Consider the following 22,116-nt stretch of genomic DNA (forward strand, 5'->3'; position numbering starts at 1 on the left):
CACATGAGCAACCGCCCGGCAGGTCATGTGGCACGTTCCACCGTACGTCCGGATGCCGAGACAGGCAGACCAGGTCCTGTCCGGACATATCTGCGCACGGCGGACGGCGTCCCGGTCGACGTCGTATACGACCCGGGGGCGGCCGTATACGACCCCGGCGTCCCGGTGCTGGTGATCGCGCACGGCTTCACCGGGGACGTGGACCGGCCGCACGTCCGAAGGGTGGCGGCCGGGCTTTCCCGGCACGGCGCCGTCGTCACCTTCTCCTTCCGCGGCCACGGGCGCTCGGGCGGCCGCTCCACGGTCGGCGACAAGGAGGTCCTGGACCTGGCCGCCGCCGTCGGGTGGGCCCGCGGCTTCGGACACGAGCGGGTGGTGACCGTCGGCTTCTCCATGGGCGCCTCGGTGGTCCTGCGGCACGCGGCGCTGCACCCGGGCACGGCGGCCGCGGTGGTCGCGGTCAGCTCGCCCGCCCGCTGGTACTACCGGGGCACCGCCCCCATGCGCCGGCTGCACTGGCTGGTCACCCGCCCCGAGGGCCGCCTGGTCGGCCGCTACGGCCTGCGCACCCGCATCCACCACCGCGACTGGGACCCGATACCGCTCTCGCCGGTCGAGGCGGTCCCCCGGATCACCCCCACCCCCCTGCTGATCGTGCACGGCGACCGTGACGGCTACTTCCCGCTCGACCACCCCCGCATGCTCGCCGAGGCCTCCGCCGGCCACGCCGAACTGTGGCTGGAGCCGGGCATGGGCCACGCGGAGCACGCCGCGGACGACGCCCTGGTGGACCGCATCGGGGACTGGGCCGCCCGCCGCTCCGGCTAGCCTGGCTCCGTTACTTACTTACTTTTCCAGCCGTCGACGTCCGCCCGCGTGCGTCGACCGCCGTCGATTGAGGAACCAGATGCCCCAGGTCACGGTACGCTACTGGGCCGCCGCCAAGGCCGCGGCCGGTGTCGCCGAGGAGCCGTACGACGCGGCGACCCTCGCCGACGCGCTCACCGCCGTGCGCGCCCGGCACCCCGGTGAACTCACCCGCGTGCTCCAGCGCTGCTCCTTCCTGATCGACGGCGACCCCGTCGGCACGCGCGCGCATGAGACGGTACGGCTGGCCGAGGGCGGCACGGTCGAGGTGCTCCCGCCGTTCGCAGGAGGGTGAGTCGATGACCGACCAGCCGTATCAGGGCGGCCCCTACGAGGGCTACGACCCCTACCAGCAGGGCGCCCCCGCCCCGGGCCGGCAGGACTGGCCGGGCCATCCCTCCGCCCAGGGGGGCTACGACCCGCAGGACACCCAGCAGTGGCAGGGCCGGACCTGGGAGACCCAGACGCATGCCCCGGTCCAGGCGGCGGACGCGACGGCGTATCTCCCGCCGGTGACGGACCATCCGGGGCGGGGTTACCAGCAGGAGCATCAGCAGCAGGCGTACCAGCAGTACCAGCCGGGGTTCGCCGGGTCCCAGGGGCAGGGGTTCACCGGGGCGCAGGCCCAGCCCCAGCCGATGGCGCAGCCGCAGCAGCAGACGGGCCGGCCGCAGCCCCAGCCGATGGCGGGACCCGCGCCGGTCGCCGCGCCCGCGGCCCCGGCCGAGGGCCGCGCCGGCGAGGGGCCGTCGGCTGACGGGCCCGCCTACGGCCCCGCGACGCTCGCCGGCAATGCCCGGATCACCGACGCGCAGCGGGCCCGCCTGGAGGGTCGTTCGCCGATCATCGAGCCCGGCATGCAGCCGGCGCTGCTCACCGCGCTGCTGGGCCTGCTCCTGGCCGGCACGGCGGGCCTCGGCTCGTACGTCCTGGTCGTCCCGCTGGTGCTGCTCCAGGCGGTGACGGCCGCGGGCTGGTTCCGGCTGAACGGCATGTGGCCGGCCCGGCAGGGCATCGCGCTGGCGTTCGCGGGCGGCCTGGCGGCCGACGCGGCGGTACTGGCCGCGGGCCGGGACAACGCCCCCGCCGCGATCCTCGGCACCCTCGGCGCCTGGGTCCTCCTCTGCCTGGTCCTCCAGCTCCGCTCGCACGCCTCGCCGGACGAGCGGATGTACGGCCTGATGGCGACGGTCGCCTCCGCGGCCCTGGCGATCCTGGCCACCGGCTACCTGGGTGCCGACCCGCACGCGACCGCGGTCGGCGCGGCGGCGGTGGCGGTCGCCGCGCTGGCGCGCGCGCTGCCCCTGCCGACCCCGGCGTCGGTCGTGGTCGCCCTGCTCGCCGCCGCGGGCGCGGGCATCGCGGCGGGCGGCATGACCGGCCTCGGCGCCCGGGGCGCCCTGCTCGGCGCGCTGGCCGGTGCCTGCGCCCTGGTCGGCCACCGCGTCGCCAGCTACGACTACCCCTCCCGCTTCGTCCACTTCACCGCGGGCGTCGCCCTGCCCCTGTCGGCGGCGGCGCCGGTGGTGTGGGCGCTGGGCAGGGTGCTGGGCTAGTCAGCCGAAAGGGCCGCATCCCCGCCTGGCGTCCAACCCAGGGGATGCGGCCCTTTGCCCTTTTCGGGTCCGTCAGACGGCGATCGCGACCTCCGCGAGCCCGCCCTTCTGCGCGACGACGGTACGGTCCGCCGTCGCGCCCGGCACCAGTGCCCGCAGCGTCCACGTGCCCTCGGCCGCGTAGAAGCGGAACTGACCGGTCGCGGAGGTCGGAACCTCCGCGGTGAACTCGCCGGTCGAGTCGAGCAGACGGACGTAGCCCGTCACCGGCTCGCCGTCGCGGGTCACCTGACCCTGGATCGTGGTCTCACCGGGCTTGATCGTCGAGGCGTCGGGGCCACCGGCCTTCGCTCCGCACATGCTGTTTCTCCAGAAGTCGCTTGGGGTCGCTTACTTGTTGGCGCCGAGCTCGATCGGCACGCCGACGAGGGAGCCGTACTCGGTCCAGGAACCGTCGTAGTTCTTGACGTTCTGGACGCCGAGCAGCTCGTGCAGCACGAACCAGGTCAGGGCCGAGCGCTCACCGATGCGGCAGTAGGCGATCGTGTCCTTGGCGAGGTCCACGTTCTCCGCGGCGTAGAGCTCCTTGAGCTCGTCGTCCGACTTGAACGTGCCGTCGTCGTTGGCGTTCTTCGACCACGGGATGTTGCGCGCGGTCGGGACGTGGCCCGGACGCTGCGACTGCTCCTGCGGCAGGTGGGCCGGGGCGAGCAGCTTGCCGGAGAACTCGTCGGGGGACCGGACGTCGACCAGGTTCTGCGCGCCGATCGCCTTCACGACGTCGTCGCGGAAGGCGCGGATCGCGGAGTTCTGCGGCTTGGCCGTGTACTCGGTCTTCGCGCGCTCGGGAACCTCGTCGCCGGCGACCAGCTCGCGGGCGTCCAGCTCCCACTTCTTGCGGCCGCCGTCGAGGAGCTTCACGTTCTCGTGGCCGTACAGCTTGAAGTACCAGTAGGCGTAGGAGGCGAACCAGTTGTTGTTGCCGCCGTAGAGGATCACCGTGTGGTCGTTGGCGATGCCCTTCTCCGACAGGAGCTTCTCGAAGCCCTCCTGGTCGACGAAGTCACGGCGCACCGGGTCCTGGAGGTCCTCGGTCCAGTCGATGCGGATCGCGTTCTTGATGTGGTTCTTCTCGTAGGCGGACGTGTCCTCGTCCACCTCGACGATCGCGAGGGTCGGGTCGTCCAGGTGCTCCTGCAGCCAGTCGGCGTCGACCAGGACGTCGCTGCGACTCATGCTCTTTCTCCTCCGGGGCAGTTACGGCGGGGCGTGCGGGTACGAAGGGGCGCGCCCGGGATGCGGGCGGCGCACGGGTGCCCAGCAGGGCAGGGGTGAAGACGCGGAAGCGGGACTTCCGCTCAGAAGGGGCGACAGAGCATGGCGGCAACGCGGCACAGGTCGACTGCCCGCCGCTTCGTGAGATCCGCCTGTCGCTTCATGACCTCGATCGTAGGGACGTGAGGGCGCGCGTGTCACCGGCGTGTCGTATGTCGAGACACGATCGTCCGAATGGCGGGATGAGAAAAGCGCCCGGTGGCCGCCGCGGGGGCCTCCGGACGCTCGGGCGTGCCGTCGCATCTACGGTACGGACATTGCCGTCTCGCCAGTCGGACGAACGGCGCTCGCCGGGGTGCTTCGCGGGCTCCTACCCGGCCAGCTTGACGTCCGAACCCCGCACGCTGATCTTCACGCCGTCCGCGGCGGCCTCCACCTTGTCCAGCTTGATACCGCCGGGCAGTTGGTCGACGACCTGCTGGAAGTCGGTGATCGTCCGGACGCGGTCCTCGGCGAGCCCGAGACCGGCGACCGAGGGGAGGGAGTCGGCGTGCACCTCGACCTTGTTGTTCACGACGCTCACCGTGCTCAGGACGGAGACCGTGCGGTCGACGGGGATGGCGCCGGCGACGGTGCCGTTGACCTTGACCGCGACCTTGATCTTGCCGTTGCCGCCGTCGGAGAGGCCGACGACCTTGGCCCGCACACCGAGGCCGATGTCGGTGGGCTGCGACTTCGCGGTCTTCATCAGCTCGTCGTACGAGATGGTCGCGGTGCCGGTCGCGCTGGAGGCGGTGGCCGAGCTGTAGTCGCCGGAGAAGGAGACGCCCTTCATGTCGGCCTTCAGGTCGTCGATGCGGATCGTCTTGCCGGCGTCACCGGTGGCCGCGTCGTAGCTCTTGATCCCGATCTCGACGTCGTCCAGCGAGCCGCCGGCGACCTGGGTGAGGAACGGGAAACCCTTGATGTTCACGTCCGGCGTCGCCGCGAGGTTCTCCGACGACTTCAGCTTGTCCGCGGCCTCACTCTGGGCGAAGTGCACCGCCACCCGGTCCACGATCACGAACAGCCCGCCCAGGACCACGACGATGATCAGCAGTATTCGCAGGGCGCGCATGTGGTGTTTCCCCCCGGTCGGCATAGGTCACGGCTACGCAACGGTAACGCCGCGCGGCTTCGGGGAGGGGAATTGTGGATCAGTTGTGACAGGCTCCGCAGCCGCCCACCGCGGTGGCGCTGAACCGGAGTCCCGGTCCTACCCTGGATGCATGTACGCACGGCGACGTCACGTGTACTTCGCCATGATGGGGATCTGTATAGGGCTCTTCGTGCTGGCGTGGGGAGTCGTACGGATCTGGTCCGTCCCGGCGGCCGTCGGCATGTGCGTCGTCGCGATGGTGATCCCGCCGGTCGCCGCGATGATCGCGAACCGGCGGGGGCCGGAGGACCGCTGGTGGGACGATCCCTCCGGCGATCCCCAGTCCGACGAGTGGTGGGACGAACTGGACGGCAAGAAGCGCCCGCGCTCCTGAGGGGTAGCAGCTCCTGAGGGGCTAGTAGACGAGCGCCTGCGTGTCGTCGGCCAGCGCCTCCTGGACGAACACCTGCGCGCCCGCGATGCGTACGCCCTCGATGACGTCCTTCTCCGTGATCTCCCGCCGGGCCGCGCACTGGGTGCACAGCGTGACGCGGCCGGCCGCGAGGACGGAGTCGATCAGATCGGGCAGCGGGGCCGCGTGCGGCAGTTCGAACTCGGCGGCCCGCCCCGGCAGCGCGAACCAGGACGACTCCCCGGTCAGCCACAGGGACACGTCGACCCCGCTGGCCACGGCCACCGCCGCCACCGTGAACGCCTGCGAGCAGCGCTCGGGGGCATCGGCCCCGGCCGTCACCTTGATCACGAGCTTCTTCGCCATGCGGGAAGCGTAGCCCCCCGTACGGCCGCGCTCGGACCGCTGCCACGGCGATCGCCACGAGCCGGCTCGCCAGGCTGAGCACGGTCGGCGCGCCGCTCACGAAAGCGCCGTCGACCCTGCGGGCGCGGTGCCGGCGACGCGGTACGCCGCCGGGGGCGGGCGCCTGCGGCAGGCGCGGCGTGGCGATGGCGGACCCGTGAGAGGGCCGTCTCGGAGGGGGCCGGGTCCGCCCGTGGGAGGGCCCGGCCCGCCCCGGTACGGCTGAGGGCCACCTCGGAAAGAGAGCCGGTGCCCGGCCGCGTAAGCTGGGGGCGGCTCTGTCGTATGCCCACCCTCGCTCAAGGAGCACCCGTGGAGATCTTCTTCGAAACCCTGCTGGTCCTGGTCTGCGTCGGCGTGCTCGCCTTCGCCTACCTGACCGTGAAGAAGCTGTACCAGGGCCAGCGCTGACCCTCCCACCAGGAAAGCTCCGCTCATGATCGAGATCCCGTCCGACCTGCACAAGGACCTCGTCCCGCTCGCCTTCCTCCTCGGCGACTGGGCCGGCGCTGGCGTGCACGACTTCCCCGGGTCCGAGAAGTGCAACTTCGGCCAGGAAGTCACCTTCACCCACGACGGCCGGGACTTCCTCGAATACCACTCCCGCACCTGGGTGCTGGACCACGACGGCAACAAGATCCGCCCGCTGGAGACCGAGTCCGGCTTCTGGCGGATCGACGCCGACCGCAAGGTCGAGGTCACGATGACCCGGGACGACGGCACCATCGAGATCTGGTACGGCGAGATGGCGCACAAGAAGCCGCAGATCGACCTGGTCACGGACGCCGTCGCCCGGACCGCCGCCGCGCAGCCGTACACCGGCGGCAAGCGGCTGTACGGCTACGTCAAGAGCGACCTCATGTGGGTCGGCGAGAAGCAGACCCCCGAGGTCGAGCTGCGCCCCTACATGTCCGCCCACCTGAAGAAGGTCGTCACCCCCGAGGACGTCGAACGCTGGGCCAAGGCCCTGCCGGACGACATGCCCGACGACGGGATCGCCTTCTTCAAGTAGGCCGCCCGAGCCGGTCGGACAGGCTCTCCGTGCGACGGGCGTGGTTCTAGACTCGTCGGTGTGGTGAGCACCGACTGGAAGAGCGACCTCAGGCAGCGCGGTTACCGGCTGACTCCGCAACGGCAGCTTGTCCTCGAAGCCGTGGACACCCTCGAACACGCGACCCCCGACGACATCCTCGTGGAAGTGAGGAAGACGGCGTCGGGGGTCAACATTTCCACCGTCTACCGCACGCTGGAGCTGCTGGAGGAGCTGGGCCTGGTCAGCCATGCCCACCTGGGGCACGGTGCGCCGACCTACCACCTCGCCGACCGGCACCATCATCTGCACCTGGTGTGCCGTGACTGCGAGAGCGTCATCGAGGCGGACGTGAGCGTGGCGGCGGAGTTCACCGCCAAGCTGCGGCGGCAGTTCGGGTTCGACACCGACATGAAGCACTTCGCGATCTTCGGCCGGTGCAAGGACTGTTCCCTGAAGAGTTCAACTACCACGTCGTAGGCTTGCCCGTATGAAGAGCCCACTGCTGTCCCTGCCCGGCGCCGTCCCCGCCGAGGGCGTGGACGAAGGCGTCGCCGCGCACTACGGCGACCTGTTCCGCGAGCAGCGCGCACTCGCCGACGGCGCCGGATTCGTCGACCTCTCGCACCGCGGTGTGATCACCGTCGGCGGCGAGGACCGGCTGAGCTGGCTGCACCTGCTGCTCACCCAGCACGTCAGCGAACTGCCCGCCGGCCAGGCCACCGAGGCGCTGATCCTGTCGGCGAACGGGCACATCGAGCACGCCCTGTACCTGGTGGACGACGGTACGACGGTGTGGGCGCACGTCGAGCCGGGGACGCGGGACGCGCTGGTCGCGTACCTGGAGTCGATGAAGTTCTTCTACCGGGTCGAGGTCGCCGACCGCACCGCCGACTTCGCGGTCGTGCACCTGCCCGCCGGCTCGATCGCCGAGGTGCCCGAGGGGGTCGTCGTACGGGAGACGGCGTACGGCCGCGACCTCTTCCTGCCGCGCGCGGACCTGGAGTCCTTCGCGGCGACGCACGGGCCGGCCGCGGGCCTGCTCGCGTACGAGGCGCTGCGGGTGGAGGAGCACCGGCCGCGGCTCGGGTTCGAGACGGATCACCGGACGATCCCGCACGAGCTGGGGTGGATCGGTACGGCGGTGCACCTCCAGAAGGGGTGCTACTGCGGGCAGGAGACCGTCGCCCGCGTCCAGAACCTCGGCAAGCCGCCGCGCCGGCTCGTCTTCCTCCACCTCGACGGCAGCGATGTGCACCTGCCGGCGCCGGGCACGGAGATCCGCCTCGCGGACGAGGGCCCCGACGGGCGGAAGATCGGTTTCGTCACGTCGTCGGTCCGCCACCACGAGCTGGGGCCGGTGGCGCTCGCCCTGGTCAAGCGGAACGTGCCGGTCGACGCGAGGCTCCTGGCCGGGGACACGGCCGCGGCGCAGGAGGTCGTGGTCGAGCCGTAGTCCGCCCGGCCGCGACCGCTCTACATCTCCAGCAGCACCGTGAACGGCCCGTCGTTCGTCAGCGACACCCGCATCTTCGCGCCGAACCGCCCCGTCGCCACCGTCGCGCCCAGCGCCCGCAGCTGGGCCACGACCTCCTCGACCAGCGGTTCGGCGACATCGCCCGGTGCCGCCGCGTTCCAGGTGGGGCGGCGGCCCTTGCGGGCGTCGCCGTAGAGGGTGAACTGGCTGATGACGAGCAGCGGGGCGTCCATGTCGCTGCACGAGCGTTCCTCGGACAGCATCCGGACGGACCAGAGTTTGCGGGCCAGCTGGGCCGCCTGTTCCTTCGTGTCCGTGTGGGTCACGCCCACGAGGACGCACAGGCCCTCGCCCTCGATCGCGCCCACCGTCTCGCCGTCCACGACGACGCTCGCGCCGTCCACTCTCTGCACCACCGCTCGCATGCGGACCATGATGCCGGGTCCCGGAAGAACGGTCACAGGCGGACCCTTATGGAACCCTTACCGCCCATCTGGGGCTGTTCGGGGGCACTCGGTCCCATACTGTGCGCGGGGGGTGGCACGATGCTGTCACACGCCGGTCGAGGGGACGGTTCGAACCACATGAGCACATCCAGCACCAGCGAGCTGCCGGCCCCGCAGGGGACGTACCGGCCGCCCGTGCAGCGCGCCGACGAGCCGAAGGGCCTGGTGCCGCCGGCCCCCGAGCTGCCCCGGCTGAGCCTGCCCGAGCTGCGCGCGCTGCGTCGCGACGCCCAGCGCGACGAGGCGGATCTCAGCTATGTGCGCCGCCTGTTGCAGGGCCGGATCGACATCCTGCACGCGGAACTGGCCCGCCGCGGCCGCGCGTCCGTGCCCGCGCCGCAGGACGCCTCCGTGGTCGAGCGGCTCGCGGAGATCCTGCGCGACGCCCCGGCCCGCCAGCGCTCCTCGGCCCGCCATGTCACCGTCGGCACCCCGCGGGGCGAGGAGGTGCGACGGCTCGCGGCCGAGATGCTCGGCGAGGTGGAGCTGAGTGATCTCACCGCCCGCACGGATCTCGAACTGTCCGCCGCACTGGGCCGGCTGGTCCGCTACGAGCAGGAGGTGTCCCGGCGGCGGCAGCGGCTCCAGCACACCGCCGACGGGTGCAGCGGGGAGATCGCCCGACGCTACCGGGTGGGCGAGGCGCAGGTGGACGACCTCCTGGTGTGACGAGACCGAGGGGCGGAAATCGGGAGGACACCGGGCGGTTCGGATGCCTACGGTGGGCCCATGAACGACGTCCGCACCGCCACCGAAGCCGACTTCGACGACTGGCAGCGCGCCCTGGCCGTGGGGTTCACCCAGCCCCCGGCCCTGGCCCGTGAGCAACTCGACGCCCGCCGCAGGAAGTTCGTGCCGGGGCGGTATCGGGGGGCCGTCGACGGCGGCCGCTGGGTGGCCACCTTCCGCTCCTTCGAGCAGGAGCTGACCACCGTGGGCGGCGGCACGGTCCCCGCCGACGCCATCAGCGGCGTGACCGTCAGCCCGACGCACCGCCGCCGCGGCCTGCTGAGCCGCATGATGGCCGAGGACCTCGCGGCGGCGCGGGAGCGCGGGGACGTCGTCGCCACGCTGCTCGCGGCCGAGTACCCGATCTACGGCCGGTTCGGCTTCGGACCGGCCACCTGGACGAGCCGGTGGACCGTCGAGGTCCCGCGGGCCGGCCTCGATGCGCGCTGGTCGGGCCCGGAGGACGGCGGCCGGATCGAGCTGCTCGACGGCGAGGAGGTGCGCAAGCTGGGCCCGGAGCTGTACGACCGCTTCCGCGTGCAGCAGCCCGGCGCGGTCAGCCGGGACCAGCTGTGGTGGGAGGAGTTCACCGGGGCCCTGCGTGTCCACGCCGAGTTCACCGAGCCGTTCCACGCCCTCTACCGCGCGCCCTCCGGTGAGGCCCAGGGCCTGGTGACGTACCGGTGCGACGACACCTGGACGGGTCAGCAGCCCGATCAGACGGCGCGCGTGCAGCGGCTGTTCGGGACCACCGCGGCGGCCGAGCGCGCCCTGTGGCGCTATGTGTGCTCCATCGACTGGATCACCAAGGTGGAGACCGGCGGCCGCGGTCCCGACGACCTGCTTCGGCACTTCCTGCCCGACCCGCGCGCCGCCCGGATCGTCGACCACGCGGACTTTCTGTGGGTGCGGATCCTGGACGTCGTACGGGCCCTGGAGGCGCGCACGTACGACCGAGAGGGCGCGGTGGTGCTGGAGATCGTGGACGACGCCGGGTACGCCGGGGGGCGGTACCGGCTGGAGGGCTCGCCGCAGGGCGCGTCCTGCACGGCCACCACGGCGAGCGCCGACCTGACCCTGGGCGTCAGCGAGCTGGCGTCCGCGTGGCTCGGCGGTGAGTCGCTGCTGCGGCTCACCGCGCTCGGCCGGGTACGGGAAGAGCGAGAGGGCGCCGCCCGGCAGGCCGACGCCCTGTTCCGCTCGCCCGGGCGCCCGTGGTGCCCGGACGACTTCTGACCGCTCCCCTCTTCCGGCGGCGGCGAACTGTTCATCCGTAGCGAGCTGTTCAGTTGTGGCTGTGCTGTGCGGTCTTCAGTTGTGCACGTCTTCGGTCGTGCCGGTCTTCAGTTGTGCCGTCTTCAGTTGTGGCTGTGCGTGTCGTGTTCAGTTGTCGGCGTCTTCAGTTGTGACTGTGCGCTTCGCCGGCCGTCCCCGGTCCGGGCTCCCGGCTCCCCTCCGGATCGGGGCCCGGTACGGCCAACCACTGGGAAGCTTGACCATGTCAGCCAAGTTGGCTGCCAACTTATCTGTACTTATCTCCGTCGGAAGGCGTCTCATAACCAGCTGTCGGTGAACTGCCTTAAGTTGGCGGGAAGTTGTAGGGTTTGTCCGTGGACCCGGAGCACGCCTCCGCCAGGGGACCCCGCGCGTCCCGCGCGTCCCACCGGGAGATCGCCGACGAGCTGCGCAGCCGGATCAGGTCCGGGAAGCTGCGCCCGGGACAGCGCATGCCCACCCAGGCCGAGCTGGCCGAGGAGTTCGGCGCGGAGCGCGGCGCCGTCCGCGAGGCGCTGCGCACCCTCCACGCGGAGCGGTTGCTCACCGGCGCGACCAAGGGCAGCCCGGCCAGGGTGACGCAAGGGGAGTGGCCGCCGTGGCCGGCCGCGCCGCCGCAGCCCACCGTCGTGGGGCTCGGCCCGCGCGTCGCCGCCGCCTTCGCCGCCCCGCACGTGCGGATCGACGCGCTCTGCCTGACCGCCGTGTCGCTCACGCTGGCCGTCGGCGAGCAGCTGCGGCTGATCCATGCGGGGGAGCTGAAACCGGCCAAGATCGACGTGCGGGTGCTGCTGCCCAGCCGCCGGATCGAGCTGGCCTTCCCGGCCCCGGTGGACCCGGCGGACGCGGACGACGGCGGGCTGCTGCACGACCGCTGGCTGGCGGTGCGCAACGCCCAGGGCATGGTGCTGCGGCAGAACCTGCTGGCCCTGCGCACCACGCACGGCATCGACGTCCGGCTGACCTTCCGCGCCCTGCCGTTCACGCCGCCGGTCAAGCTGTATCTGCTCAACGAGGCGGAGGCGCTGTTCGCGTACTACACCGTGGGGCGCCGTGAGCAGGAGTTCGGCCGGGAGCCCCGCCAGCTCTACGACGCCGACGGCACGCGCTCGATGCTGTTCGCCTTCGCGCCGGAGGCGGGGGAGCGGGACTCCGCGTTCGTGGCGGAGTCCCGGCGGTGGTTCGAGGCGCTGTGGGGGACGATCAGCTCCGACCTGGAGCTGACGTCGTAGGACCGGGTCAGAGCGTGGGGCCCGTCAGGAGCACCGCGAGCAGGACCGCGCCCGCGGAGCTGACCGCCGGGTTCCTGGCCTTGAGGCCGACGCCGAGCAGGAGCAGGCCGAGGGCGCCGGCGGTGCCGTACTTCCACTGGACGAGCTGTTCGAAGCCGAGGACGAGGAGGGCGGAGAGGAGGGCGAGGGCGGGCACGGCGAATCCCCCTTCGGATGCCGATGGAGAAACGGGTGGGAGGCAAAACCTCCGCCAACTTGGAAAAAGTTGGCAACCAACTCTGTTTAAGTTGTCCCCACTTGGTGGCACTACATAAACAACTTTTCAGCAACTCCCCTTAGATGGAGGGAAGTTGTAACGTTTGGTGGTGACCCAGGAGCGCATGGCAGTCAACGGCAGCGGCAGACGCAGCCCCCAGGAGATCGCGGGCGTCCTGCGCGAACGCATGCGCGCCGGGATTCTGCGGCCCGGGGACCGGCTGCCCACCCAGGCCGAGCTGGCCGAGGAGTTCGGCGTCGAGCGCGGCACCGTCCGCCAGGCGCTGCGGGTGCTCCAGCAGGACGGCCTGCTCAGCGGCGTCACCAAGGGCAGCCCGCCGCGGGTCGCCGAGCAGCGGTCCGGGGCCGAGGAGCCCCAGCCGACCATGGTGGCGCTCGCGCCCCGGCTGACCGACGCGTTCGCGGCGCCGCACGTGCGCGTCGACGCCGTCTGCCTGACCGCGCAGAGCCTGATCCCCGCCCTCGGCGAACCGCTGCGCCTGATCCACGAGGGCAAGCTGCGCCCGGAGCGGATCGACGCCCGCATCCTGCTGCCCTCGCGGGACATCAGCCTCGCCTTCCCGGTCTCGGTCGACGCGGGGAGCGCGGAGGACGACGCGGTGCACCAGCGCTGGCTGGCCATGCGCAACGCCCAGGGCCAGGTGCTCCAGTACAACCTCCAGGCCCTGCGCGGCACCCACGACATCGACGTCCATGTCACCTTCAGGGCCCTGCCGTTCACCCCACCGGTGAAGCTCTACCTGCTCAACGGGTGCGAGGCGCTGTTCGCCCACTACATGATCACGCGCCGCGCCGAGCCCACCGACAGCGGGACGCTGGAGATGTACGACGCGGTCGGTTCCGAGTCCCTGCTCTTCTCCTTCGAGCGGCGTGCGGGCCAACGGGACGCGGCGTTCGTGGAGGAATCGCAGAAGTGGTTCGACGCCCTCTGGGAAACCATCAGCTCGGACCTGACACTCTCCTAGTGACTTCTGATACGACTTCTGATGCGAGCGAGATCGAGAAGCTTCGTGTACTGATCACTTCCGCCCGGGTCGTGCTGTGGGACTTCGACGGCCCCATCTGCCGGCTGTTCGCCACGCACAAGGCCGAGCGGATCGCCGCGGACCTGGTGGCCTGGCTGGAGCGGCAGGGCCTGCACGGCCTGCTCACCCCGGCCGAACGGGACACCCTGGACCCCCAGGTCGTGCTGCGCGCGGTGGGCCGCCGCCGCCCCGGCAGCGACCTCGTCACCGGCCTGGAGGAACGCCTCACCCAGGAGGAGCTGCGCGCCGCCACCTCCGCGCTGCCCACCGCCTGGGCCGACCCGCTGATCCGCACCTGGACCGCCGTCGGCGCCCGGCTCGCCGTCACCACGAACAACTCGCCCCGCGTGGTGCGCAGCTACCTGGAGACCCGGGGCCTGACCGCCTGCTTCGCCCCCCACCTGTACGGCCGTACCGAGCACCTGGACCACCTCAAGCCGGACCCGCACTGCCTGCTGCGCGCCCTCGGTGCCCTGGGCACCGCCCCCGCCGCCGCCCTGATGATCGGCGACACCCCCTCCGACCTCGCCGCCGCCCGCGACGCCGGGGTCCCCTTCCTGGGGTACGCGCGCAACGCGGCCAAGGAGAGGCCGCTGCGCGCGGCCGGCGCCGAGCACGTCGTACGGTCGCTGGAACCACTCTTGCGCCTGCTCAGGGGCGGCCACGGGGTCGGTTAGCATGCGGACGCGGCCGGGTCACCGCCCGGCCGCGCGCGTACGCGGGCGCGGGGAGCGGCGAGTGGCCGGGCCCCGGCCGCCGGTTCGGCACAGCCGGGCGCGGTGGACCACCCGTTGGGCTACTCCGCCGCGCCCGGAGGCCGTACCGGCCACCACGGGGGAATAGCGTTTCCCCGGACCTGTCGCCCGACACGTCCTCCCCCTTGAGTGATCGACCCCCGGAGCGGCCAGTGGGCGCACCGTCAGTTCCCCCTACGGCGGCGGGGGAGCGCGCCGGAACCATGCGGACGGACGCCGCCTGCCGTGCCTTCGCGGCGCGCGCCGCGGCCACGGGGGAGACGCGCGAGGGCCCGCGCCACCGCGACCACGTGCTGCCGCTGACCGAACCGCTCGCCGGCCTGCTCGGCCGGGCCCCGGGCACGCCCGTGACCGTACGGCTGCCCCGGCCGGACGCGACGCCGGCCGTGCGCACCTGGGGCGGCGAGGCGGAGATCCTGCGCGCGGTGCACCGGGTGCTGCCGCGGGCGCCGGAGTGCCTGGCGGCCGGGGAGGGCTACCTCATCCACAGCCATGTGGACGGCCGGGTGCCGAGCGAGGGCCCGCCGCCCAGGGACATCGCGGAACTGCTCGCCGCCCTCGCCCAGGTGCGCGGCACCGCGCTGCCGCCCCTGCCCTCGCACTGGCCGCGCAACCACACCGACTCCCAGGGCTTCCTGCGCACCCTCGCCCACCTCGCCGACGACCAGGTCCGCCGCCCCGACTGGCGCGAGTACGGCGGACTGTTCACCGCGCTCGGGGTCCCCGAGGACGCGCTCACCCGGTTCGCGGACCGGGTGCCCGCGCTGACCCGCCGCCCCTACGGCCTGCTCCACGGCGATCTGCGCCACGGCCAACTGGTCGTGCGTGCCGACGGGTTGGGCTGCACCGGCTGGGAACTGGCGAGCTACGGCGACCCGTTGTACGACCTCGCCGTCCACCTCGTACGCGCGCGCCACCCGGAGTCCCGGCGGGAGGCGGTCGTGCACGCCTGGGCCGACGCGGTGGCCCGTTCCCGGCCCGCCGCCGTCGCGGGACTCGGCAAGGACCTGCCCCGCTACCTCGCCTTCGAGCACGCCCAGTCCCTCTACACCGACGTCATCGCGGCCGTCCGGACCCTGGATCGCGCCTTCGACCCGGCGGCCGTGGAGCGGGCCGCCGCGACCGTGCGCGACGCCCTGCGCGCGGCCACCGAACCGCTGCGGCTCGGCCGGGTGCCCGGCGAGCGGGAGATCGAGCGCATCCTGTTCCGGCGCGGCGCCGCCCGGCCCGGCCGGCGCCCCCGCAGCATCGGCTGGACGCCCGACCGGCGGGTGCCCGAACATCCCGACTTCCCGCACGACGCGGTCGCCGACGCCCTGTTCCTGGAGGGCGCCGCCCCGGCCGAGCGGGTCTTCAAGGGCGCCGCGCACCTCACCACCGTGCTCCGGGTGCCCGGCACCGGCTTCCCCGTCGTCGTACGCCGCGAGGTGACCCTCGTCCTGCGCCGCGAGCGCAGCTTCCTCAGCGAGCACGCCGTCCTCGCCGCCATCGAACGTTCCGGGGTGCCGGTCGCCGCCCCCCGCGTCCTCGCCCTCGGCACCAGCCACGCCACCGACCCCGCCCACCGCTACCGCGCCGACCGCTTCGCCGTCCACACCTACGAGGGCGCCCGCGACCTCGGCCGCCGCCCCGACCACCCGGTGGACGGGCTGCGCCCGCACGAGGCGGACTGCCTGGTCGACCAGCTGGCCGCGCTGACCGGCGTCGACCCGGCGGGCATCGACCCGCTCGGCGGCCGCCCCGGCTTCTACGGCTGGCTCAGCGAGCAGCTCGTGGCGCTGGTCGAGGCACTGCCCAGGGAGTCCCAGCAGACGGCCCGCCTCCTCGGCCTGCCCGACGCGCCCCGGCTGCGCGAGATCCTCGCCCGCCACCACGTCACCGAGCGCGCCCCCGCCCTGCTGCACGGCGACCTCAACCCCTGGAACCTGGTGCGCCGCGACGACGGCCCCGCCCTCACCCTCATCGACTGGGAGATGGCCCTGGTCGGGGACCCGCTGTACGAGCTGGTCCGGCACATGCACCTCACCCCGACCCGGCCGGAGATCCGCGACCGCATGTTCCGCCGCTGGGCGGCCCGGCTGGACGCGCGCCACACCCGGAACTGGCAGGAGGACTGGCGGGTCTACCGCTGGATCGAGCTGGTCCGCTCGGCCTACGTCGACCTCGACCGCCTGGTCACCGGATCGAGCCTGGACGCGCCCAACGTGCGGCGGGCCGTGGCGTCCTACGGCATGACGCTCGCGGCGGCGACCGCCTCGCTGGGGCTGTCCGGGCGCCCGCGGGGGCTGCCCCGGCTGGGGCCGGGCTGAGCACTGCGTAGGCTCGGCCCCATGGGTGAGCCGGAGCCGCGTGAGCGGGAGAAGACGGGCCCGCGGGAGACAGACCCGCGGGAGACGGGTCTGCGGGAGCGCAAGCGGCGGCGGATGTACCAGGAGGTCTCGGACACCGCCGTACGGCTGTTCCTGGAGCGGGGCTTCGACGCGGTGTCGGTGGCGGAGGTGGCCGCGGCCGCCGGGATCTCCAAGCCGACCCTGTTCCGGTACTTCCCGGCCAAGGAGGACCTGGTCCTGCACCGGATCGCGGACCACGAGGACGAGGCCGCGCGGGTGGTCGCGGGCGAGTCGGACCCGGTGGACGCGCTGCGCCGGCACTTCCTCGCCGGCCTTGAGCGGCGCGACCCGGTCACCGGGCTCAACGACCACCCCCAGGTGCTCGCCTTCCATGCCCTGCTGTACGGCACCCCGTCCCTGGTCGCGCGGGCCTACCGGCACCAGGAGCGCTCGGAGGCAGCGCTCGCCGAGGCGCTCGGCGGCGACCTGGACGCGCGGCTCGCGGCCGGGCAGATCATCGCCGTCCAGCGGGTCCTCGCCCTGGACAACTGGCGCCGGATCGCGGCGGGGGAGAAGGTCGCGGACGTGGCGCCGGGGGCGGTGCGGGCGGCGGAGCGTGCGTTCGGGGGGCTGGCGGAGGGGCTCCGGGGGATCGCGGGACCGGGGGCGTCGGCCCGGGGCTAGGTGAGACTCGGTAAAAAATGTAACTCGGTAACGTCTTGTCGTACGCTGGACGGCATGACCTCCCACCCCGCCCTCACCGACGCCCTGCGCGCCGAGCGCGCCCACCACGACGACTGCCGGGCCGCCCTCGCCGCGATGGTCGAGGGCGCCGCCGAGCAGGTCGTCATCGGCGAGGACGTCTCCGCCTCCGGCGCCGACGCCGAGGTCCTCGGCCACCGGCTGCGCAGCCAGGCCAAGGCGCTGCGCGAACTCCCGCCGGGGCCGCTGTTCTTCGGCCGCCTCGACTTCGCCGAGGAGCACCCCGAGCACGGCGGGCACCACTTCCATCTCGGGCGGCTGCGGATCACCGAGACCCCCGCCGCCCCGCCCCTCGTGGTCGACTGGCGCGCCCCCGTCTCCCGCGCCTTCTACCAGGCGAGCGTCCGCGACCCGCAGGGCGTGGCGGTACGGCGGCGGTTCGGGTGGGCGCCGGGGAGCACGGGCGCGAGCGCCGACCTCACGGGCCTGGAGGACGAGCACCTGCGACCGGGCGGATCCGAGGGCGGGCTCCGGCCCGGCGGCATCGTCGCCCGGGAGCTGGAGCGCCCCCGGGTCGGTCCCATGCGGGACATCGCCGCCACCATCCAGCCCGAGCAGGACGACCTCGTGCGCGCCGCCCTCGCCGACTCGGTCTGTGTGCAGGGCGCCCCCGGCACCGGCAAGACCGCCGTCGGCCTGCACCGCGCCGCGTACCTGCTCTACACCCACCCCAAGCGGCTCCAGCGCGCCGGCCTGCTGATCCTCGGCCCCAACCGCACCTTCCTCGCCTACATCTCCGAGGTGCTGCCCGCGCTCGGCGAGAGCGGCGTACGCCAGTCCACCCTCCTGGACGAGATCGGTCGCCACCCGGTCACCGGCACCGACCCCCTGCCCACGGCCGCCCTCAAGCACGACCCCCGCATGGCCGAGGTGCTGCGCCGGGCGCTGTACGCGCACGTGAGCACGGACGGCGTGACCGACCTCGCCGTGCCGGACGGCTCCTACCGCTGGCGGGTGCGCGCCGCCGAACTCGCCGCGATCGTCCGGGAGGTGCGCGCGGAGGAACCGCCGTACGCCGTCGGCCGCGAGCGGGTGCGCACCCGGGTGGTACGACGGCTGCGCGAGCTCGCCGAACGGCGCTCCGGGGTGCTGCCCGCCGCCTGGGAACGGCGCATGGAGCACGCCCGGCCGCTCACCGCCCACCTCGACCTGGTGTGGCCGAAGGTCCGCCCGGAGGAGGTGCTGGCCCGACTCCTCACGGACCCGGAGGCGTTGGCCCGGTCGGCCGACGGACTCCTGGAGCCCGGCGAACAGCAGGCGCTGCGGTGGCCGCGCCCGCCCCGCTCGTACAGGTCCGCCCGCTGGTCGGCCGCCGACCTGGTCCTCCTGGACGAGCTGTCCGGGCTGATCGAACACCCCGCGGGTTACGGCCACATCGTGGTGGACGAGGCGCAGGACCTCTCGCCGATGGAGTGCCGGGCCATCGCCCGCCGGGCCGCCTTCGGCTCGCTGACCGTCCTCGGCGACCTCGCGCAGGGCACCGCGCCGTGGGCCGCCCGCGACTGGTCCGCGCAGCTGCGCCACCTCGGCCGGCCGGACGCCGCGGTGGTGTCGCTGACCACCGGGTTCCGGGTGCCCGCGGCCGTCGTGGCGCTCGCCAACCGGCTGCTGGACCGGCTGGCGGTGGCCGTCCCGGCCGCCCGGTCCCTGCGCACCGACGGGGAGCTGACCCTCCACCCGACCGAGGACGTCCTCGCCACCACGGTGGCCGCCGCCCGCCGCGCCCTCACCCGGGAGGGCTCGGTCGGCGTGATCGCGGCGGACGCGGAGCTGCCCGCCGTGGCGCGGGCGCTCACCGGGGCCGGCCTCGACCCGGCCGGCCCCGACGCCCTCGGCGCCCGCCTCGCCCTCGTCCCCGCGAGCCTGGCCAAGGGCCTGGAGTACGACCATGTCATCGCGGTGGAGCCGGCCGCCGTCGCGGAGGCGGAGGAGCGGGGCGCGCACCGGCTGTACGTGGTGCTGACCCGCGCGGTGTCGCGGCTCGACGTGGTGCACGGGCGGCCGCTGCCGTTCTGAACGTCCGCGGGTGGCCGGCCCCGCGTTCACGGGCCGGCCGCTTCCGGTGCCGCGAGGCGCTTTCGGGGCTGTGCCCCGGCCGCTCCAGGGACGATCCTGGACGGTGATGCTGCTCTTCCTCGACGTCGACGGTCCGCTCATCCCGTTCGGGGCGGCGGACCGCGCGTACCCGGTCTACGACGGCCCGTCCGTGCCCGCCGCCGATGCCCCCTGGCCGCCCGGCCCCCGCCCCGCGGCACCGTCACCGGTCCACGTCGGCCACCCCCTGCCGGCCCGCGTCGACCCCGCGCTCGGCCCCCGCCTCGCCGGGCTGGGCTGCGAGCTGGTGTGGGCCACCACCTGGATGGACGAGGCCAACGCCGCGCTCGCGCCCTGGCTGGGACTGCCCGAGCTGCCGGTCGTCCAGTGGCCGGACGAGGACGAGCCGCCCGGCCCGCTGCACTGGAAGACACGGCCGCTGGTCGCCTGGGCGGCGGGCCGGCCCTTCATCTGGGTGGACGACGAGATCACCGGGGCCGACCGCTCCTGGACCGCCGCGCACCACCCGGGCCCGGCCCTCCTGCACCGTGTGGACCACCGGTACGGCCTGACGGAGGGCGACTTCCGGGTCCTGGAGGACTGGCTGGCGGCGGTCTGATCACGCCTTCACGTACGCCGCCAGGTGCTCACCGGTCAGCGTCGAGCGGGCCGCGACCAGGTCGGCCGGGGTGCCCTCGAAGACGATCCGGCCGCCGTCGTGCCCGGCGCCGGGGCCGAGGTCGATGATCCAGTCGGCGTGCGCCATGACCGCCTGGTGGTGCTCCACCACGATGACCGACTTGCCGGAGTCCACCAACCGGTCGAGCAGGGCGAGGAGTTGGTCGACGTCGGCCAGGTGGAGGCCGGTGGTCGGCTCGTCCAGGACGTAGACGCCGCCCTTGTCCGCCATGTGCGTGGCCAGCTTCAGCCGCTGCCGCTCGCCGCCGGACAGGGTGGTGAGCGGCTGGCCGAGGGTGAGGTAGCCGAGGCCCACGTCGGCCAGCCGGCCGAGGATCCGGTGGGCCGCCGGAGTGTGCGCCTCGCCCGCGCCGAAGAACTCCGCCGCCTCGGCCACCGGCATCGCCAGCACCTCGCTGATGTCCCGCCCGCCGAGCCGGTACCCGAGCACCGACGCGTCGAACCGCCGGCCCTCGCACTCCTCGCACGTCGTGGCGACCCCGGCCATCATCGCGAGGTCGGTGTAGATCACCCCCGCGCCGTTGCAGTGGGGGCAGGCGCCCTCCGAATTGGCGCTGAACAAGGCCGGTTTGACCCCGTTGGCCTTGGCGAACGCCTTGCGGATCGGGTCCAGCAGCCCGGTGTACGTCGCCGGGTTGCTGCGCCGCGAGCCCCGGATCGGCGCCTGGTCGACCGACACGACGTCCTCGCCCGCCGGGATCGACCCGTGCACCAGCGAACTCTTGCCGGACCCGGCCACGCCGGTGATCACGGTGAGCACCCCGAGCGGGATGTCCACGTCGACCCCGCGCAGGTTGTGCGTCGTGGCGCCGCGGATCTCCAGCGCGCCGGTGGGCTTGCGCACCGTCTCCTTCAGCGCGGCCCGGTCGTCCAGGTGGCGTCCGGTGAGGGTGCCCGCGGCCCGCAGCCCCGGGAGGTCGCCCTCGTAGCAGACCGTGCCGCCCGCGGTGCCCGCGCCGGGGCCGAGGTCCACCACATGGTCGGCGATCGCGATCACCTCGGGCTTGTGCTCGACCACGAGCACCGTGTTGCCCTTGTCGCGCAGCCGCCGCAGCAGCCCGTTCATCCGCTGGACGTCGTGCGGGTGCAGGCCGGTGGAGGGCTCGTCGAAGACGTAGGTCACATCGGTGAGCGAGGAGCCGAGGTGCCGGATCATCTTCACGCGCTGCGCCTCGCCGCCCGACAGCGTGCCCGTGGGCCGGTCGAGGGAGAGATAGCCGAGCCCGATCTCCGTGAACGAGTCGAGGGTGCCCCGCAGCGAGTCCAGCAGCGGCGCGACGGACGGCTCGGTCAACTCCCGCACCCAGGCGGCCAGGTCGCTGATCTGCATCGCGCACGCGTCCGCGATGTTGATCCCCCCGATCTTCGACGAGCGGGCCGCCTCGGTCAGCCGGGTGCCGTCGCAGTCCGGGCAGACGGTGAAGGTGACCGCCCGGTCCACGAACTCCCGGATGTGCGGCTGCATCCCCTCGCGGTCCTTGGCCAGCATCGACCGCTGGATGCGCGGGATCAGACCCTCGTAGGTCATGTTGATCCCGGCGATCTTCATCCGGGTCGGCTCGCGGTGCAGGAAGTCGGCCAGCTCCTTGCCGGTGTACGAGCGGATCGGCTTGTCGGGGTCGACCAGGCCGGACTCGGCGTACAGCCGGTGGTTCCAGCCGCCCGCCTTGTAGCCGGGCACGGCCAGCGCGCCCTCGTTCAGCGACTTCCCGTCGTCGTAGAGCTGGGTGAGGTCGAGGTCGGTGACGGTGCCCCGGCCCTCGCAGCGCGGGCACATGCCGCCGGTGATGCTGAAGCTGCGCCGCTCCTTCACCTGCTTCCCGGCGCGCTCCACGGTGACCGCGCCGGCCCCGCTGATCGAGGCCACGTTGAAGGAGAACGCCTTGGGCGAGCCGATGTGCGGCGTGCCGAGCCGGCTGAAGAGGATGCGCAGCATGGCGCCCGCGTCGGTGGCGGTGCCGACGGTGGAGCGCGGGTCGGCGCCCATCCGCTGCTGGTCCACGATGATCGCGGTGGTCAGCCCGTCCAGCACGTCCACCTCGGGGCGGGCGAGCGTGGGCATGAAGCCCTGCACGAACGCGCTGTACGTCTCGTTGATCAGCCGCTGCGACTCCGCGGCGATCGTGTCGAACACCAGCGAGCTCTTGCCCGAGCCGGACACGCCGGTGAACACGGTCAGGCGGCGCTTGGGGATCTCGACACTGACGTCCTTGAGGTTGTTCTCGCGGGCTCCGTGCACCCGGATCAGGTCGTGACGGTCGGCGGCGTGGGAGGCGTTGGCGGCGTCCATGCGGGCCACCGTAACCGGGGACGACGCAGGCCCGCTTCTTCGA

General features: G+C 73.1%; 24 protein-coding genes. 16 read left to right on the plus strand and 8 right to left on the minus strand.

Annotated elements, in window-relative coordinates; genetic code table 11:
- Nucleotides 1-3 precede the first annotated feature (3 nt).
- The 3 genes from ACWDD7_RS04885 to ACWDD7_RS04895 all read left to right on the plus strand — a co-directional run bounded on the left by ACWDD7_RS04885 (nucleotide 4) and on the right by ACWDD7_RS04895 (nucleotide 2,423).
- Nucleotides 4-828, plus strand: coding sequence for an alpha/beta hydrolase (locus ACWDD7_RS04885; RefSeq protein WP_450456382.1), 825 nt, complete (start codon nucleotides 4-6; stop codon nucleotides 826-828).
- Nucleotides 829-907: 79 nt separating this feature from the next.
- Nucleotides 908-1,162: a MoaD/ThiS family protein gene (locus ACWDD7_RS04890; RefSeq protein ID WP_351871774.1), complete on the plus strand. Its 255-nt coding sequence runs from the start codon at nucleotides 908-910 to the stop codon at nucleotides 1,160-1,162.
- A gap of 4 nt (nucleotides 1,163-1,166) precedes the next feature.
- Nucleotides 1,167-2,423, plus strand: a complete 1,257-nt coding sequence (locus tag ACWDD7_RS04895) for a hypothetical protein (protein WP_450456383.1) — start codon at nucleotides 1,167-1,169, stop codon at nucleotides 2,421-2,423.
- Nucleotides 2,424-2,495: 72 nt separating this feature from the next.
- Here ACWDD7_RS04895 and ACWDD7_RS04900 read toward each other — a convergent pair whose 3' ends face one another.
- The 4 genes from ACWDD7_RS04900 to ACWDD7_RS04915 form a co-directional block, all read right to left on the minus strand.
- Complete coding sequence (locus ACWDD7_RS04900; RefSeq protein ID WP_145875861.1) at nucleotides 2,496-2,783, minus strand: DUF1416 domain-containing protein; 288 nt, start codon at nucleotides 2,781-2,783, stop codon at nucleotides 2,496-2,498.
- A gap of 30 nt (nucleotides 2,784-2,813) precedes the next feature.
- A complete protein-coding gene (locus tag ACWDD7_RS04905; protein ID WP_450456384.1) occupies nucleotides 2,814-3,659 on the minus strand; it encodes a sulfurtransferase in 846 nt (281 codons plus the stop codon).
- A 122-nt stretch (nucleotides 3,660-3,781) separates the two neighbouring features.
- Nucleotides 3,782-3,862 carry an Ms5788A family Cys-rich leader peptide gene (locus tag ACWDD7_RS04910; RefSeq protein WP_350751515.1) on the minus strand — a complete coding sequence of 27 codons (81 nt, stop codon included), beginning with the start codon at nucleotides 3,860-3,862 and terminating at the stop codon, nucleotides 3,782-3,784.
- A gap of 206 nt (nucleotides 3,863-4,068) precedes the next feature.
- The gene (locus tag ACWDD7_RS04915) at nucleotides 4,069-4,815 is read right to left on the minus strand and encodes an LmeA family phospholipid-binding protein (protein ID WP_450456385.1); all 747 of its coding nucleotides are present in this window, start codon (nucleotides 4,813-4,815) and stop codon (nucleotides 4,069-4,071) included.
- A 151-nt stretch (nucleotides 4,816-4,966) separates the two neighbouring features.
- Here ACWDD7_RS04915 and ACWDD7_RS04920 point away from each other — a divergent pair, with 151 nt between their 5' ends.
- Nucleotides 4,967-5,230: a DUF3099 domain-containing protein gene (locus tag ACWDD7_RS04920; protein ID WP_046422628.1), complete on the plus strand. Its 264-nt coding sequence runs from the start codon at nucleotides 4,967-4,969 to the stop codon at nucleotides 5,228-5,230.
- 21 nt (nucleotides 5,231-5,251) lie between these two features.
- Here the strand turns inward: ACWDD7_RS04920 and ACWDD7_RS04925 are convergent, their stop codons facing one another.
- Complete coding sequence (locus ACWDD7_RS04925) at nucleotides 5,252-5,614, minus strand: DsrE family protein (RefSeq protein ID WP_351879533.1); 363 nt, start codon at nucleotides 5,612-5,614, stop codon at nucleotides 5,252-5,254.
- Nucleotides 5,615-6,089: 475 nt separating this feature from the next.
- On the opposite strand from ACWDD7_RS04925, the gene ACWDD7_RS04930 reads away from it, so the two are divergent.
- Genes ACWDD7_RS04930 through ygfZ form a run of 3 tightly spaced genes read left to right on the plus strand, consistent with a single transcriptional unit; the run spans nucleotide 6,090 to nucleotide 8,139 of the window.
- Nucleotides 6,090-6,665 (plus strand): FABP family protein, encoded by a 576-nt coding sequence (locus ACWDD7_RS04930; RefSeq protein WP_351879536.1) that lies wholly within the window; start codon nucleotides 6,090-6,092, stop codon nucleotides 6,663-6,665.
- A gap of 60 nt (nucleotides 6,666-6,725) precedes the next feature.
- Complete coding sequence (locus ACWDD7_RS04935) at nucleotides 6,726-7,163, plus strand: Fur family transcriptional regulator (protein WP_037653437.1); 438 nt, start codon at nucleotides 6,726-6,728, stop codon at nucleotides 7,161-7,163.
- A gap of 10 nt (nucleotides 7,164-7,173) precedes the next feature.
- Nucleotides 7,174-8,139, plus strand: coding sequence for a CAF17-like 4Fe-4S cluster assembly/insertion protein YgfZ (gene ygfZ, locus ACWDD7_RS04940; RefSeq protein ID WP_450456386.1), 966 nt, complete (start codon nucleotides 7,174-7,176; stop codon nucleotides 8,137-8,139).
- Nucleotides 8,140-8,159: 20 nt separating this feature from the next.
- On the opposite strand, the gene dtd is transcribed toward ygfZ, so the two are convergent.
- A complete protein-coding gene (gene dtd / locus ACWDD7_RS04945) occupies nucleotides 8,160-8,585 on the minus strand; it encodes a D-aminoacyl-tRNA deacylase (protein WP_351879556.1) in 426 nt (141 codons plus the stop codon).
- Nucleotides 8,586-8,744: 159 nt separating this feature from the next.
- Here dtd and ACWDD7_RS04950 point away from each other — a divergent pair, with 159 nt between their 5' ends.
- The 3 genes from ACWDD7_RS04950 to ACWDD7_RS04960 all read left to right on the plus strand — a co-directional run bounded on the left by ACWDD7_RS04950 (nucleotide 8,745) and on the right by ACWDD7_RS04960 (nucleotide 11,902).
- Nucleotides 8,745-9,335, plus strand: a complete 591-nt coding sequence (locus ACWDD7_RS04950; RefSeq protein ID WP_351879540.1) for an RsiG family protein — start codon at nucleotides 8,745-8,747, stop codon at nucleotides 9,333-9,335.
- Between the two features lie 60 nt (nucleotides 9,336-9,395).
- Nucleotides 9,396-10,631 (plus strand): GNAT family N-acetyltransferase, encoded by a 1,236-nt coding sequence (locus tag ACWDD7_RS04955; protein WP_450456387.1) that lies wholly within the window; start codon nucleotides 9,396-9,398, stop codon nucleotides 10,629-10,631.
- A 368-nt stretch (nucleotides 10,632-10,999) separates the two neighbouring features.
- Nucleotides 11,000-11,902 (plus strand): winged helix-turn-helix domain-containing protein, encoded by a 903-nt coding sequence (locus ACWDD7_RS04960; protein ID WP_450456388.1) that lies wholly within the window; start codon nucleotides 11,000-11,002, stop codon nucleotides 11,900-11,902.
- Nucleotides 11,903-11,909: 7 nt separating this feature from the next.
- Here ACWDD7_RS04960 and ACWDD7_RS04965 read toward each other — a convergent pair whose 3' ends face one another.
- Nucleotides 11,910-12,098 (minus strand): hypothetical protein, encoded by a 189-nt coding sequence (locus ACWDD7_RS04965; protein ID WP_450456389.1) that lies wholly within the window; start codon nucleotides 12,096-12,098, stop codon nucleotides 11,910-11,912.
- Between the two features lie 163 nt (nucleotides 12,099-12,261).
- Between ACWDD7_RS04965 and ACWDD7_RS04970 the strand changes: the two genes are divergently transcribed.
- The 6 genes from ACWDD7_RS04970 to ACWDD7_RS04995 all read left to right on the plus strand — a co-directional run bounded on the left by ACWDD7_RS04970 (nucleotide 12,262) and on the right by ACWDD7_RS04995 (nucleotide 19,703).
- A complete protein-coding gene (locus ACWDD7_RS04970; RefSeq protein WP_450456390.1) occupies nucleotides 12,262-13,143 on the plus strand; it encodes a winged helix-turn-helix domain-containing protein in 882 nt (293 codons plus the stop codon).
- Entirely contained in the window at nucleotides 13,143-13,880 is a 738-nt protein-coding gene (locus tag ACWDD7_RS04975) for an HAD family hydrolase (RefSeq protein ID WP_450456391.1), read from the plus strand. Before ACWDD7_RS04970 ends, ACWDD7_RS04975 begins: the two co-directional genes overlap by 1 nt.
- A gap of 281 nt (nucleotides 13,881-14,161) precedes the next feature.
- Nucleotides 14,162-16,267: a phosphotransferase family protein gene (locus tag ACWDD7_RS04980; RefSeq protein WP_450456392.1), complete on the plus strand. Its 2,106-nt coding sequence runs from the start codon at nucleotides 14,162-14,164 to the stop codon at nucleotides 16,265-16,267.
- Between the two features lie 114 nt (nucleotides 16,268-16,381).
- On the plus strand, nucleotides 16,382-16,972 hold the full coding sequence (locus ACWDD7_RS04985) for a TetR family transcriptional regulator (RefSeq protein WP_450456551.1): 591 nt from the start codon (nucleotides 16,382-16,384) through the stop codon (nucleotides 16,970-16,972).
- Between the two features lie 54 nt (nucleotides 16,973-17,026).
- Nucleotides 17,027-19,066 carry a HelD family protein gene (locus ACWDD7_RS04990; protein WP_450456393.1) on the plus strand — a complete coding sequence of 680 codons (2,040 nt, stop codon included), beginning with the start codon at nucleotides 17,027-17,029 and terminating at the stop codon, nucleotides 19,064-19,066.
- Nucleotides 19,067-19,172: 106 nt separating this feature from the next.
- Nucleotides 19,173-19,703: a hypothetical protein gene (locus ACWDD7_RS04995; protein WP_450456394.1), complete on the plus strand. Its 531-nt coding sequence runs from the start codon at nucleotides 19,173-19,175 to the stop codon at nucleotides 19,701-19,703.
- On the opposite strand, the gene ACWDD7_RS05000 is transcribed toward ACWDD7_RS04995, so the two are convergent.
- The gene (locus ACWDD7_RS05000; protein ID WP_450456395.1) at nucleotides 19,704-22,073 is read right to left on the minus strand and encodes an ATP-binding cassette domain-containing protein; all 2,370 of its coding nucleotides are present in this window, start codon (nucleotides 22,071-22,073) and stop codon (nucleotides 19,704-19,706) included.
- Nucleotides 22,074-22,116: the final 43 nt, after the last annotated feature.

The sequence above is a fragment of the Streptomyces sp. NPDC001056 genome (assembly GCF_053598955.1).

Coding starts and splice junctions, on each gene's coding strand:
- ACWDD7_RS04885 (WP_450456382.1), top strand. CDS start 4: ATGAGCAACCGCCCGGCAGGTCATGTGGCACGTTCCACCGTACGTCCG.
- ACWDD7_RS04890 (WP_351871774.1), top strand. CDS start 908: ATGCCCCAGGTCACGGTACGCTACTGGGCCGCCGCCAAGGCCGCGGCC.
- ACWDD7_RS04895 (WP_450456383.1), top strand. CDS start 1,167: ATGACCGACCAGCCGTATCAGGGCGGCCCCTACGAGGGCTACGACCCC.
- ACWDD7_RS04900 (WP_145875861.1), bottom strand. CDS start 2,783: ATGTGCGGAGCGAAGGCCGGTGGCCCCGACGCCTCGACGATCAAGCCC.
- ACWDD7_RS04905 (WP_450456384.1), bottom strand. CDS start 3,659: ATGAGTCGCAGCGACGTCCTGGTCGACGCCGACTGGCTGCAGGAGCAC.
- ACWDD7_RS04910 (WP_350751515.1), bottom strand. CDS start 3,862: ATGAAGCGACAGGCGGATCTCACGAAGCGGCGGGCAGTCGACCTGTGC.
- ACWDD7_RS04915 (WP_450456385.1), bottom strand. CDS start 4,815: ATGCGCGCCCTGCGAATACTGCTGATCATCGTCGTGGTCCTGGGCGGG.
- ACWDD7_RS04920 (WP_046422628.1), top strand. CDS start 4,967: ATGTACGCACGGCGACGTCACGTGTACTTCGCCATGATGGGGATCTGT.
- ACWDD7_RS04925 (WP_351879533.1), bottom strand. CDS start 5,614: ATGGCGAAGAAGCTCGTGATCAAGGTGACGGCCGGGGCCGATGCCCCC.
- ACWDD7_RS04930 (WP_351879536.1), top strand. CDS start 6,090: ATGATCGAGATCCCGTCCGACCTGCACAAGGACCTCGTCCCGCTCGCC.
- ygfZ (WP_450456386.1), top strand. CDS start 7,174: ATGAAGAGCCCACTGCTGTCCCTGCCCGGCGCCGTCCCCGCCGAGGGC.
- dtd (WP_351879556.1), bottom strand. CDS start 8,585: ATGCGAGCGGTGGTGCAGAGAGTGGACGGCGCGAGCGTCGTCGTGGAC.
- ACWDD7_RS04950 (WP_351879540.1), top strand. CDS start 8,745: ATGAGCACATCCAGCACCAGCGAGCTGCCGGCCCCGCAGGGGACGTAC.
- ACWDD7_RS04955 (WP_450456387.1), top strand. CDS start 9,396: ATGAACGACGTCCGCACCGCCACCGAAGCCGACTTCGACGACTGGCAG.
- ACWDD7_RS04980 (WP_450456392.1), top strand. CDS start 14,162: ATGCGGACGGACGCCGCCTGCCGTGCCTTCGCGGCGCGCGCCGCGGCC.
- ACWDD7_RS04985 (WP_450456551.1), top strand. CDS start 16,382: ATGTACCAGGAGGTCTCGGACACCGCCGTACGGCTGTTCCTGGAGCGG.
- ACWDD7_RS04990 (WP_450456393.1), top strand. CDS start 17,027: ATGACCTCCCACCCCGCCCTCACCGACGCCCTGCGCGCCGAGCGCGCC.
- ACWDD7_RS04995 (WP_450456394.1), top strand. CDS start 19,173: ATGCTGCTCTTCCTCGACGTCGACGGTCCGCTCATCCCGTTCGGGGCG.
- ACWDD7_RS05000 (WP_450456395.1), bottom strand. CDS start 22,073: ATGGACGCCGCCAACGCCTCCCACGCCGCCGACCGTCACGACCTGATC.